Here is a 12290-nt window from a genome sequence, read left to right as displayed (position 1 = left end):
ATTCCTCGATCGCTATCCGGTTAGCAGGGCGGCGCCTCTATTCTTTGATTGCCCCTATCATGACGCCTTTTACGAAAAATCTCTGCAAGAACGGGTAAATGAAAATAATAGGCAGTATGGCTACGATGATTGCGGCATACTTGATTTGCGCGCCCACCAAAGCCCTCTCGAATTGATCCGTCACCCCCTCCATCAGCGACATCTCCTGCTTGACCAAAATTTTGTACAGGTATAGCTGGAGCGGCTGCAACTTGGCATCCGAAAGGTAGATCAAAGCCGAAAAATAGCTATTCCAGTACCCGACAGCATAAAATAAAACAAGCACGGCAGTGATCGGCTTGGATAACGGCAGCATGATCGAGACAAGAATTCTCATTTCGTTGGCTCCGTCGATTTTCGCCGATTCCTGCAAGCTTTCCGGTATCGCTTCGAAAAAGGTGCGGGCCATGATAATGTAAAAGGCGCCCACAGCCCCAGGCAGTATAATGGCCCAGCGCGTATTGTACAATTGCAAATCGTTCACGATCAGGAAGGCGGGAATGAGCCCCCCGCTGAAAAACATCGTGAAAGCGATAAAAAACAGGATAGGCGTTCTGGCAAAAAAGCTTTTCCGCGACAAAACGTAACCGGCCGTCACGGTTAGCGCGACGCTGATCGTCGTCCCTACCGCCGTATACCATACCGTATTGTAGTAGGACTTCCAGATGTCCGGATTTTCGAAAACGATCTTATACGCTTCCGTGGAGAAGCCTTTGGGAAACAGGAAAACCTCTTGCCTCATCGCATAAACCGGATCGCTGATCGACATGCTGACAACGTAGAGGAAAGGATACAAGGTTACCGCAACGACCAGAAAATTTACTATGACGATGGCCGCGTCCGAAAGCTTCTCACCGAATGACCGCTGTACTTTCATTGCCGTCTCTCCTTACCATAAAGCGATGCCCGATGTTTTTCGACTGAGTCTGTTCACCGTAACGAGCAAGGCAAAATTGACTGCCGAGTTAAACAATCCTACCGCGGAGGCAAAGCCGTATTCCGCCCCTTCAAGCCCCCTCCTGTATACGAAGGTCGAGATCACGTCCGAGACGGCGTAGGTGGAAGGATTGTAGAGCAGGATGATTTTTTCGAAGCCGACGTTCATGATATGTCCCATATTCATGATGAGCAGAATAATGATCGTCGGGCGTATGCCCGGCAGCGTAATATACCGGATTTGCTGCCACCGCTTGGCTCCGTCCATTTTGGCCGCTTCATAAAGGGATGGATCGATCGATGTGATGGCGGCCAAATAAATAATCGAATTCCAGCCGAAGCTCTGCCATACGTCGGAACCGATGTAAATCGTCCGGAACCAACCTGGCATGCTCAAGAAGTTGATCGGACTGAAGCCGAGCTTCGCCAGAAGCATGTTTACGACCCCTTCGGCGGGAGACAGGAAGCTGATAATCATCCCGCCAATGACGACCACCGAGATGAAATGAGGGAGATAGCTCGTCGTCTGCACAATCCTCTTGAAGAGGCCGTTCTTCAATTCGTTCAGCAGCAGGGCGAACAGAATCGGGACGGGAAACCCCCACAACAGTCCGTAAACGCTAAGCAGCACCGTATTTTTGATCACGCGGACGGCATAGATGGAATCGAAAAACTGCTCAAACCATTTGAGTCCGACCCAAGGGCTCCCCCAAATCCCTTTGACCGGCGAATAATCCTTAAATGCGATGATAACCCCGTACATGGGAAAATAGTGGAAAACGATATAGTAAACCAGAACCGGCGAAATCAGCAGCAACAGAAACAGATCCCGCTTCACATGCGTACTCAGCCGGGTAAGAAATCCTTGTTTGCCGTTTGCTTCATTCTGCCCTGCATATTGTACCTTGGTCGTCAAAACGTTCACTCCTGTTGAAATCGGAAGCATATGCCGGGCTTTCATCAAGTGCATTGCTCCCTGTCCCGTTATTTTTTGTACCTGTCGTACTGCTGCTGTCTGATCTTCACAATCTCGTCGATGCCCAAATCTTTAAGATTCTTCATAAACTTATTCCAGTTTTTGTCGATATCGTCGCTGCCGGTAATAAACTTGGCTATACTTTCGTTCAGCTTCGACTGATAATCAGCGTATAGCGGTTTAAATTTCGAAGCTTCTTCTGGGGTCATCGAAATATAGTGGAACGGAATCGGATCGATAATCGACGGTAAAATTTGTTCCACCGCCTTTTGCAGCTTCGGTTCGCGGGCAATCATCTGCGGCGGCTGCTTGGACAAAGGCCCTTTGTCGTTGCGTATCCACGGAAGCCGGGGCGCAGCGCCCAGCGTGCGCAAGGCGTTCATCGAGCTCAAGCCGTCCGGGTTTTTGAGGATAAAGTCGGTAAACTTCGGCTCCCCGTTCTCCATCACATAGCTCTTGCCTTCGATGCCGAACGACGTAAAGCGATTGCCTTCCTCGCTCGCATACACGTAATCCAGCCATTTGATCGCCGTTTCCTTGTTTTTGGATTGCGAGCTCATACCGAAATATCCGCTGATCGGCCCGTATTTCTCCGTGTGGCCTTTATAGCCGTTAGGGCCTTGGGGAGGCTTGACCGCAATCCAATTGACGTCACTTACGCCCGCCGCCTGAACGTTCTTGTCGTATTGAACGATCCGGTTTACGAACACGCGCGTAGCGCCGACGACGTTCTTCGTAATTTTGGTCGTAAGCTGATCGTCAGACGAGGTCAGGAAATCGGGATCCAATAATCCTTCCTTATACAGCTTGTTCAGCCATGCCACCATTTCTTTGGCCCGTGGATCCAGCCACTCGCTTTGGATCTTCCCCTCCTCATCAGGCCAGAACCCGTCGCTAAACAACAAGTGCAGTCCCCACGCGTCGCCAAAATAGTGAGCCACGGTATAGAGAGGAAGTGCCAGCGGAATTTCATCCTTTTTGCCGTTTCCGTTCGGATCCCCGTCCTTGATCGCCTTCAGTACGGTATACCACTCGTCGATCGACTTCGGTTCCTGCAGCTTCAGCTTGTCGAGCCAGTCCTTCCTGATGAGAAATCCGCCGGGATCGGACAAATTCGTTCCGGTTACGATACTGGAGACATAGTAGATGTGGCCGTCCGGCGCTTTCAGCAAATTGTAGATGTTAGGGTTCTCCGCGAAAAACTTCCTCATGTTCGGCGCATGCTCTTCAATCAGCTTCTCGAGCGGCTGGAGGACGCCGTCCGTCCCGAATTTGACCGGATCGCCCGGAACGACGAACAAATCCGGAACATTGTTCATCGAGGCGAGACGCACATTCATCGTTTGAGCATACTGAGCGGCAGGCACGACATCCCACTTGATTTTCACGCCCGTTTTATCTTCAATCGCTTTCCAGATGGGCAGGTTCTGGGTGTAGCTTGCCGGCGTGTAGCCGTTATCCTCCGAGCCGATCGTTAAAGTTACCGAGCCGTCCGCAACAAGCGGAAGCGTGTAATCCTTCTTCAGGCTTCCCGCTGACGAATCGGGCGACGGTTTGCTCGTCGACGAAACTTCACTCGATTGCTGCCCCTGATTGCTTTGGCTTTGGCAGCCTGCGATCAGAAGCGCCATCGCTGCCGCTGCGCATATCCCCTTGCTAAAACGCTTTCTGTACATTTGCATCCTCCTAATTATGCTGTAATCGCTTCCAATCGATTGACCTGTCATTTCCGCTGCCGCAGCCCGGCGTTGGAAACGACGTTACCTTCACTATGCCGCCGCGGGGTAAGCGTAATCAACGATCAAGTTCGGGATCGGGCATCTCATTTTTCACATCGGCGATCGTTCGTTTTTTTCAAGTAGTTTCGACCATTTTACACCACTTATTATTGATGCACATCTGCTTGGCCGCCCGCGATATACAATTTTTTCGGGGCAGATCACCTTTTTACATGTCGCCTATCCCGCGCCAAAGCTACTTCCGCCGGCATATGTTTTGTGTTATGATCACGCCTGAAGCTCTCGAATTCCTGCAACGGATCGCGATGAGGCACGAAGAACCGTACCCGTTTTACCAGCTCGGTCCGACCAGGCTGCCTTCCGACGAAAGGAGAGATCTTATTGCTAAAGCTGCCCTCGCTTCCCGGAAGCAGAAGCTCCGTCTTTACGAAATTTCTAATGTCGTACATCATCGTGTTTACGGTTCCTTTCATGATTCTGGGCGTCGTCATTTACTCTCTGACATTCGATATCGTCAAGACGCAGACGGAGAAAACCTATTTAAACGCCGTACAAGACGCTGCCAAAAATGTCGACGCCAAAATGGAAGCCCTGCATGTCCTGTCCGCGCACATTGCCGAATTGCAGTGGGTGCAAAAATTGATGTATATGCGTGGAAGCACGGTTGATTATCATGCAGTCAACCCTTTCTCCTTCAATTACTATATGAACGATTTAACCATGTTCAAGGGCATTAACGGATTCGTAAGCGATATCGCGATCTATTTCCGCGAGAAGGATTTGGTCCTCTCCAGTCAAGGAAAACATACTTTATCGTCGTTCTTTGAAGACGCTTTCTATTATGACGGATTAACGACAGACTATTGGAACGGCCTTCTTGCCGAACGAAGCTTCGCCGCCATGAAATATCCGGAAGACGTTCTTACGTACAAACAGCCGAGGAGACTGCTCGCGTACATGCAATCCCTTCCCATGGTAGCTAAAGATTTCAAGGCTGCGTTCCTCGCTTTTATCGATGAAAATACGCTGAAGGACAGCTTGAATATAAGCACGATCTCGAACAGCGGCAGTTTGTACATCATAGACCGCAACGGCCGCTTCGTCACGGGAATCAACCCGGACGAAGAGATGAAAACCATTTTGACCGTGCAAATGGCGAAGCAAAACTCTCCCCTCGAAGGGCGCATCGCGAATCTGAAGTCGCCGAACGGGGACGATCATATTGCCATCCGATCGAATTCGACGGTTAACGACTGGTCCTATATCGCTACGATCCCGCTAAGCACCGCAATGGCAAAGGTGAATCGCATCAAAACGCTTACCCTATGGATAACGGCGCTGTCTGTGCTTGCCGGGCTTATGGTTTCCTATATTTTGGCGCTCAGGAACTATACGCCTCTTGCCAATATCGTGAAAGATTTAAGTCCGAGGCTGTTGAACCTGCCCGGCGCAAGCAAACGGCCGAATGAATTCAATTTTTTGCAAAAGGCGCTACACTCCATGCTGGATTATGAAAACAAGACCAAAGAAGAGATCGAAATCTATAAGCCTCTTGTGCGAAATTCGCTATTTATTCAGCTGTTGGAGGGGAAGCCGGCCCCTTCCAGCTCCAAGCTGCTTGAGATGATGGAGATTACATTCAATAACAGCTTTTTTACATGCGCCTCCGTCATCCTTGACTCGGACCATGCGATACCCAACGATGTGCAGAACGACCTCATCCTTCGTTTGTCCAAGCGGAAAACCGCCGTCTTTTTTGTCGATATCGGGGCTAAACATAAAGTCATCGTGTTCAACTCCGCATACAAGGAGCAAATCGAACCGAGCATCGAAGAAATTGTATGCGCCTTCAAAGATGCCGGCCTTTCCTGCAAGGCGATAGGAGTCGGCAAGGCCTGCAAAGGATTGGACGAGCTGTGCAGCTCGTATCGCGAAGCCAACGCCGCGCTGGATTACCGGTTTATAAGAGGGCATAGCTCCGTTATATTCTATGAGCATATAGAGGACGCCTTTACGCTGCCGGCTTATTATTACCGGACGGAGAAGGAAGACCACCTGGTCAACTTTATTCGGTTCGGCAATGACGAAGAGGCGGTCAAGCTGTTCCGCGAAATCGTGGACAACCATATCGCGAACGCCGCGCTTCCTCCCGCGGTGGCGCGAAATTTGTTCTATAACATGGCGGCTTGCGCGCTTAAAGCGTTGGAGGACTTGAATATCGATATTCATCAAGCGTTTCACATGGACGAATTTCTTCATCTGGAAACGTATAACGAGATGTCGAACTATATTGAGGAACTGTTCCGTCATGTATGCGAAATCATCGTACGGAAGAAAGAAAGCAAGAACACGGTTCTGAGAGATGAGCTTCTGAACTATATTCACGAACATTTAACCGACCGCAATTTGACGCTGACAAGTCTTTCCGATCAATTCGGCAGCTCCCTCTCCTACTTAAGCAGGTTCATCAAGAATCAGACCGGTACCAATTTTGTGGACTATTTGAATAAACGCAGGATTGAACTGTCGAAGACGCTGTTAGTCCGGGATATAACGATTCGCGAAGTATCGCAGCAAGTAGGCTTCGATAACGATCTTACCTTCCGGCGTTTGTTCAAAAAATACGAGGGAATCAATCCAGGAGAGTTCAAGAGCATGACGGGCGGGGGGAAGAAGTAAAAAGACCGCGACACGGCTGGTCAAGCCCCCAAATAGCGGACATTGGAAAAAAGCCCTAGGCAACAAGCTGGCGTCGGTACTCAATCGGCGTCAGCTTGTTTAGCTTTCTCTGCGCTCGCCTTTGTGCTTCCGCAATGCTTCGGATATGATTTGGGCGCCAACCTTTGGCGGCAAGTCGTGACAGGCATGGGACGTGTACCGGCTCCCCTGATCGCTGTGAACGATCGGGCCAGTCACGTCTTTATGCGTTTCAAAAGCCTTTTAAAATTTTTGATTCGGTTTAGTGGCTTTAAAATCCCGTTGCAGCAAATTCTCCGCGATTCTTCCATCAGATTTTGCTGCTTCACGCGTCGTACGATGAACCTATTTACGACGGATTATCGCCTAATCCCCGACTCTTGCATAAGCCGCAGAACCTTCTTATGGTTTACACGCCGGCGTTCCTGACGGTACAACTCATCCTGCATCCGCCGATATCCAAACGTCTTCTTGCGCTGATGATAAATGTCTAGAATCTTCTCCTTGAGATCAGCGTCAGGATCTGCGTCTTTCCGCTTCAAATAAGCGTAGCAGCTGCTCCTGGAGACTTGAAGCATGCTGCACAACGCTACGACCGGATAGTGCCCAGCCGCAGCTTCAATGATTCCGTACTTTCCGTTCACCCCCCCCGTTTCCAGATTTGCAAACCCTTTTTTAGAACATCATTCTCCCGTTTGAGCTTCACCACATGGAGCCGACAGAGCGATCGTCAAGCCCGAAACCAAACGCACATTCGACCGTATTGAATAACGTGGCATACCGCACAATCGAAAGGAGCCAACATACCGTGTCCGAACCGAAAACCGTTTCATCGCCCAATCCGAAGCTCATATCCAAAGGAATAACGGGTCTCGTCGTCGTCATCGTCATCGCGCTGCTCGCATTTCAATCGTTCACGATCGTCGAAGCCGGCCATCGCGGCGTCGTCCTCCAGCTCGGCGCCGTCCAGCCGAAAGTGATGGAGGAAGGACTTCATTTCAAAATACCGTTCATCCAGACGGTCATCCCGATCGAGGTACGCGTGCAGAAAGCCGAATCGAACCAAGTGTCGGCCAGCCGCGACTTGCAAACCGTCAGTACGACGCTCGCCGTCAACTACCATCTGGACGGCGCGACGATCAACAACCTGTATCAGAACGTCGGTCTCGAATATCGCGGGCGCATCGTCGATCCGGCAATCGGCGAATCGCTCAAGGCGGTTACGGCGCAATATACGGCGGAGGATCTGATCTCCAAGCGGTCGGAAGTAAGCGCCAAAGTGAAAGAGGTGCTCGCCGCCAAATTGAGCCTGTACAACATGATTCTGGACGACATCAACATTACGGAGTTCAAGTTCTCCGAGGAATTCGACCGCGCCATCGAGCAGAAGCAGATCGCCGAGCAGCAGGCGCTGAAGTCGAAGCTCGACCTGGAGCGGATCAAGATCGAGAAGGAGCAGGAAATTACGCGGGCGCAAGCGCAAGCCGAGGCGCTCCGTCTGCAGAAGCAGGAAGTGACGCCGGAGCTGATCGAGCTGCGTGAAATCGAAGCCCAGCTGAAAGCGATCGAGAAATGGGACGGCAAGCTGCCGAACGTGACGGGCGGCGCCACGCCGTTCATCAACGTGCAGCCTTAATCGGCAGCCGGAATCGAAGAGGACATCGGCTTCAACAAGCGGCCGATGTCCTCTCTTTTTTCGTTATCTTCGTTCGCCGCCGTCAGCCGGCGTCCGCGACCGGGAAATGCCGCGCCAGCACGTCGCCGATGCATTCGGCGATGAGCCGCTGACCGGCGGCCGTCGGATGGACGCCATCGTCATCCCCGCTGTTCTCGACCGTCCGCAGCAGATCGCGCAGTCGGCCGCCCTCCTCGACGAAGCGGCTCCAATAAAGCGCGACGTCGGCCAGAGGCACGTCGAGCGCGGCGGCGACGCCGCGTATCGCCTCGTTGTACAGATCGATCCGCGCCTGCGCCCCGTCCGGATCGCGGTACCATTCGCGCGGATGGCGGTTGTAATAGTATCGCTCGGCGTCGCCCTCGATGATCGGGTTGACCGTGGCGAGCAGCGGGGCGATCCCTTCCTCGCGCAGCCGCCCGACGATCCGTTCCACGTTGCGACGGAAATCGGCGAGCGGCGTTTTCGCGATCCCCGGCGCCGTAAGGACGTGGTCGTTCATGCCGAAGGCGACGATGCACGCGTCCGGCCGGTGCGCGATGACGTCGCGCTCGAACCGCTCCAGTCCTTGACCGGTCGTATTGCCGGGTACGCCGGCGTTGACGGCGTCGAGCCCGAAGCGGACCGCCAGCATATGCAGGTACGTATCCGTCTCCTCCAAATATTGGCCCGCCGTTATGCTGTCTCCGAATGCGGCAAGTTTCATGATCGCGTTTCCTTCCTTTGTCCGATAATGCGTCTCCCTGACAAAGGCATCATAAGCGCTCGGACGGGCTCCGTCAATAGCCGATTGGCGGCGTCGAGGCCGGGTTACCCTTCCCGGGCGGCGGCGGCGTCGAGCAGCGAAGCCGATTCGCGGTCGACATACAGCGTCCAGTCCTTATGCGTCTTCAGCATCGTCGACGGCACATCCGGTGTCACCTCGTTCTCGATCGTCCGCTTGACCGCGACCGCTTTCACTTGGTGAGGCACGCACGAGATGATCGAGGTCGCCTGCATGATCTGATGGACGGTCATCGTGATCGCCCGCTTCGGCACGTCGTCGACGGAGGCGAACCACCCTTCCCTTACTTGCTGCTTTTTGCACGCTTCGTCGAGGTCGACGACGATGTATGCCTCCCGCGCGTCGAAATCGGCCGGCGGATCGTTGAAGGCGATATGGCAGTTCTCGCCGATGCCGATCAGCGCCACATCGATCGGCGCCCGGCGCAGTTCTCCGCTCAGCTCGCGGATGTTCGCTCCGACGTCCCCTTCTCCGTCTACGAAGAAAGCCCGAACCTGCGGGACGTGAGCGACGAACCGCTCCTTCAAATAACGGCGGAAGCTGGCGACATGGCTTTCCGGCAAGCCGACGTATTCGTCCAGATGGAACATGTCGACTTTGCTCCAATCGATCGGTTCCCGCACGAACGAGCGGATGAACTCGAATTGCGACGCCCCGGTCGAGAGCACGATGCGCGCCCTTCCGTTCGCGGCGACGGCCGCCCGGACGACGTCCGCCGCCTGCTTGGCCGCGGCCGCCCCCAGCTGCTCCGGCGTATCGGAGACGATCAGGTTGATGGTCATTCGGATTTCCTCCCTTTTCTGTCGGAGTCTGTACCCGTTACGTTCAGTGACTGACGGGCTCGGGCGATTGCAGAAGGTCGGATATGGCGACCGGCCTCCCGCTCTCGATCGATTCGTTGGCGGCGGCGCCGATCAGCAGCGACATCGCGCCGGCCCGCGAGCCGGCCATCTGGCCGAGCGGGTCGGGGACGTCGCCGGCGAATATCATCCTGCGCAGCCGCTGGTCGCCGCCGCCGTGATCGCCCGACGCCTTGCGGCTGCGCATCGTGACGAGCTCGTTGCGGCGGTTGTACAGACGAATGATGTCGTGCCCGGCGTCGTGATCGGGGCCGCTGTGGCGTTCTTCCGCCTCGATCCGACCCTTCGTGCCGACGAACGTCGCCTTCCACCCCTCGTACGGGCTGTACGCATTCAGCGAGTAGGTGAAAAGCGTTCCTTTCGCATACCGGACGTTCAACGACATCGTGTCGTAAATGTCGATGTCGTCGCCGAACACGCACCGGTCCCGTACGTAGCCGTCGTGCGCTTCCGCGTCGCGGTAGAACGACCGGGTGAACTCGCTTGCCGTTATATCGAAGTAAAATTCGCACGATTGCCGATGCTCGCACGTGAGGCATCGTTCGCCGCGGTTGTCGCGGGTCGGTCCGTAAAACAGCCGGGCGCCGCGGGCGAAGACGGATTCCGGCTCGTCGTCAAGCCACCAGTTCACCATATCGAAATGGTGCGTCGACTTGTGGACGAGCAAGCCGCCGCTGTTCTTCATCTGCCGGTGCCAGCGGCGGAAATAGTCGGCGCCGTGGCTCGTGTCGAGCGACCATTCCATGGCGACGTGAAGAATGTCGCCGATCGCCCCTTCCCGGATCAGCTCCTTGATCCGGACGACGTACGGCATGAACCGGCAGTTGAACGTGACGACGACCCGCTTCCCCGTCCGCCGCTCCGCCTCGATGATCGCCCGCGTCTTCTCGGCGCTCGTCGTCATCGGCTTCTCGGAGACGGCGTCGCAGCCGGCTTCGAGCGCGCGGATGATGTAATGGTCGTGCAGGCTGTCCGGCGTCGTCACGATGACCGCGTCCGGCTTCGTCTCGCGAAGCATCGCGTCGAAGTCGCCGAAAACGGGTGCGCCTCCCGCCTGGCGGCCGAGCATCTCCGCCCGCACCGGGTTGACGTCGTACACGCCGACCAGCTCCGCCACCCCTTTCAGCTCGGTCGAAAACGGCTTGGCGAACATCCCGTACGCCCTGCCTCCGGCGCCTACGATGGCATATTTCTTCATGTCGCATCCCCCTGCACCCAAAATTACGCATGTGTGCTTTCCGCCCCGCGATTCGCAGTAATCGATTAACAGGAACATGACCCGCTCCGTCTAGGAAATATAGGATCAATGCGGTTCGAGAAATAAGCGAATTATAGTAATCGATTTCTATAAATCAGTTTAGCACAGCGTATCCGATTTGCCAACGAAAAAAACGCGTATCCGCCAATCCGAAAAGGCCCGGTCTCCGCCGAACCTTTTTCGGTTTCCGTGGGGCACGCTCGGACCGTGCCGAGAATCGCGCGAATAGAGAGAGTGTGCGGCGAACGGAATAAGAGGCGGAGAGAGTGCCGCAGCGGGCTTAACCGCCAACGAGCAAGTCTGCGACCGACTCGCGCTCGAGCAGCCTCGGCTGCAGGACGATGCCGACGTCCGGCTTCTTGCCTCCGGTCAGCATGTCCAGCAGCATGGTGCAGGCGAGCCGCCCCATCTCGTACGTCGGCTGGAGCACCGACGTCAGCGGCGGCGTAATCATCTGCCCGATATCGAGGCCGTCGAAGCCGATGACGGATACGTCGTCCGGCACTTTCAAGCCTTGCGCCGCCAGCTCGTTGACGACGCCGAAGGCGGTCATGTCGTTGCAGGCGAACACGGCGGTCGGCCGGTCGCCGCCTTCCGCCAGCAGCTTGCGCGTCAGCGCCTTGCCGTTCTCGAACTCGTACGCGCCGCTGTACGTCGTCTCGCTTCCGGCCTCGACGACGGAAGGCTGCAGCCCTGCCTCGTCCATCGCCGCCGCATATCCTTCGCATATGCTTTTGCGGCTCGGCCGATCGAGCGGGGCGGTGACGTAGGCGATATTCCGGTGCCCTTTGCCGATCAAGTGGCGGGCGGCGATATAACCGCCTTTCCGGTAATCGAAATCGACCTGCGTGACGTCCTCCATCTCCACCTTCTGGTCGAGCGCCACGACGTTGAGCCCCATGTCGATAAAATGCTTCAGCTGCTTTTTGTCGCTCGAAATGGAGGAGATGACGAGTCCGCGCACCTGCTTCTCGAACATCGCATGAATGGCTTTGTCCTCGAGCTCCGGATCCTGGAACGAGTTGCAGAGGAGCACCTGGTAATTGCTTTTGCGGGCGATTTCCTCGACGCCCAGAATGATGGACGAGTAAAACAAGTTCGTGATGGACGGGATGACGACCCCGATCGTCATGCTCGTTCTCGTCTTCAGCTGCTTGCCCAGCATGTTCGGCACGTAGTTCGCTTCCTTGGCGATGCGCAATATTTTCGCGCGCAGCTCCGGGCTGACCGGATAGCTGCTGTTGCTGAGGACGCGGGAGACGGTCGCCGAAGACACTTCGGCCATTTTCGCGATATCGTGTATCGTAAGCGACTTCTTCATCGGAT

Annotated in this window: 10 protein-coding genes; 2 read left to right on the top strand and 8 right to left on the bottom strand. The window is 54.8% G+C overall.

The window, feature by feature from the left end:
- Positions 1 to 37: 37 nt before the first annotated feature.
- From DLM86_RS17420 to DLM86_RS17410, 3 genes are read right to left on the bottom strand one after another with little or no spacing between them, the layout of a single operon-like run.
- On the bottom strand, positions 38 to 916 hold the full coding sequence (locus DLM86_RS17420) for a carbohydrate ABC transporter permease (RefSeq protein ID WP_110841313.1): 879 nt from the start codon (positions 914 to 916) through the stop codon (positions 38 to 40).
- A gap of 12 nt (positions 917 to 928) precedes the next feature.
- Complete coding sequence (locus tag DLM86_RS17415; protein ID WP_170143720.1) at positions 929 to 1936, bottom strand: ABC transporter permease; 1008 nt, start codon at positions 1934 to 1936, stop codon at positions 929 to 931.
- Positions 1937 to 1959: 23 nt separating this feature from the next.
- Complete coding sequence (locus DLM86_RS17410) at positions 1960 to 3678, bottom strand: extracellular solute-binding protein (RefSeq protein WP_110841312.1); 1719 nt, start codon at positions 3676 to 3678, stop codon at positions 1960 to 1962.
- Positions 3679 to 4128: 450 nt separating this feature from the next.
- On the opposite strand from DLM86_RS17410, the gene DLM86_RS17405 reads away from it, so the two are divergent.
- Positions 4129 to 6369 carry a helix-turn-helix domain-containing protein gene (locus DLM86_RS17405; protein WP_158289530.1) on the top strand — a complete coding sequence of 747 codons (2241 nt, stop codon included), beginning with the start codon at positions 4129 to 4131 and terminating at the stop codon, positions 6367 to 6369.
- A gap of 377 nt (positions 6370 to 6746) precedes the next feature.
- Here DLM86_RS17405 and DLM86_RS33195 read toward each other — a convergent pair whose 3' ends face one another.
- Entirely contained in the window at positions 6747 to 6965 is a 219-nt protein-coding gene (locus tag DLM86_RS33195; protein WP_425453976.1) for an IS3 family transposase, read from the bottom strand.
- 272 nt (positions 6966 to 7237) lie between these two features.
- On the opposite strand from DLM86_RS33195, the gene DLM86_RS17395 reads away from it, so the two are divergent.
- The gene (locus tag DLM86_RS17395) at positions 7238 to 8023 is read left to right on the top strand and encodes a prohibitin family protein (RefSeq protein WP_245954687.1); all 786 of its coding nucleotides are present in this window, start codon (positions 7238 to 7240) and stop codon (positions 8021 to 8023) included.
- Between the two features lie 82 nt (positions 8024 to 8105).
- On the opposite strand, the gene DLM86_RS17390 is transcribed toward DLM86_RS17395, so the two are convergent.
- The 4 genes from DLM86_RS17390 to DLM86_RS17375 form a co-directional block, all read right to left on the bottom strand.
- Positions 8106 to 8768 carry an SGNH/GDSL hydrolase family protein gene (locus tag DLM86_RS17390; RefSeq protein WP_110841308.1) on the bottom strand — a complete coding sequence of 221 codons (663 nt, stop codon included), beginning with the start codon at positions 8766 to 8768 and terminating at the stop codon, positions 8106 to 8108.
- Positions 8769 to 8872: 104 nt separating this feature from the next.
- Positions 8873 to 9628: a 6-phosphogluconolactonase gene (locus DLM86_RS17385; protein ID WP_110841307.1), complete on the bottom strand. Its 756-nt coding sequence runs from the start codon at positions 9626 to 9628 to the stop codon at positions 8873 to 8875.
- A 43-nt stretch (positions 9629 to 9671) separates the two neighbouring features.
- On the bottom strand, positions 9672 to 10904 hold the full coding sequence (locus tag DLM86_RS17380; RefSeq protein WP_110841306.1) for a Gfo/Idh/MocA family protein: 1233 nt from the start codon (positions 10902 to 10904) through the stop codon (positions 9672 to 9674).
- Between the two features lie 340 nt (positions 10905 to 11244).
- Positions 11245 to 12285 carry a LacI family DNA-binding transcriptional regulator gene (locus DLM86_RS17375; protein ID WP_110841305.1) on the bottom strand — a complete coding sequence of 347 codons (1041 nt, stop codon included), beginning with the start codon at positions 12283 to 12285 and terminating at the stop codon, positions 11245 to 11247.
- Positions 12286 to 12290 lie beyond the last annotated feature (5 nt).

Source organism: Paenibacillus flagellatus (assembly GCF_003217775.1).
In the GTDB taxonomy this organism is placed as follows: domain Bacteria; phylum Bacillota; class Bacilli; order Paenibacillales; family NBRC-103111; genus Paenibacillus_AB; species Paenibacillus_AB flagellatus.
This window is presented reverse-complemented; position numbering and strand designations above follow the sequence as displayed.

What these genes read in the sequence shown, in the direction of transcription:
- DLM86_RS17405 (WP_158289530.1), top strand. Translation starts at nt 4,129, where the DNA reads ATGTCGTACATCATCGTGTTTACGGTTCCTTTCATGATTCTGGGCGTC.
- DLM86_RS17380 (WP_110841306.1), bottom strand. Translation starts at nt 10,904, where the DNA reads ATGAAGAAATATGCCATCGTAGGCGCCGGAGGCAGGGCGTACGGGATG.
- DLM86_RS17385 (WP_110841307.1), bottom strand. Translation starts at nt 9,628, where the DNA reads ATGACCATCAACCTGATCGTCTCCGATACGCCGGAGCAGCTGGGGGCG.
- DLM86_RS17420 (WP_110841313.1), bottom strand. Translation starts at nt 916, where the DNA reads ATGAAAGTACAGCGGTCATTCGGTGAGAAGCTTTCGGACGCGGCCATC.
- DLM86_RS17375 (WP_110841305.1), bottom strand. Translation starts at nt 12,285, where the DNA reads ATGAAGAAGTCGCTTACGATACACGATATCGCGAAAATGGCCGAAGTG.
- DLM86_RS17415 (WP_170143720.1), bottom strand. Translation starts at nt 1,936, where the DNA reads ATGAAAGCCCGGCATATGCTTCCGATTTCAACAGGAGTGAACGTTTTG.
- DLM86_RS17390 (WP_110841308.1), bottom strand. Translation starts at nt 8,768, where the DNA reads ATGAAACTTGCCGCATTCGGAGACAGCATAACGGCGGGCCAATATTTG.
- DLM86_RS17410 (WP_110841312.1), bottom strand. Translation starts at nt 3,678, where the DNA reads ATGACAGGTCAATCGATTGGAAGCGATTACAGCATAATTAGGAGGATG.
- DLM86_RS33195 (WP_425453976.1), bottom strand. Translation starts at nt 6,965, where the DNA reads ATGCTTCAAGTCTCCAGGAGCAGCTGCTACGCTTATTTGAAGCGGAAA.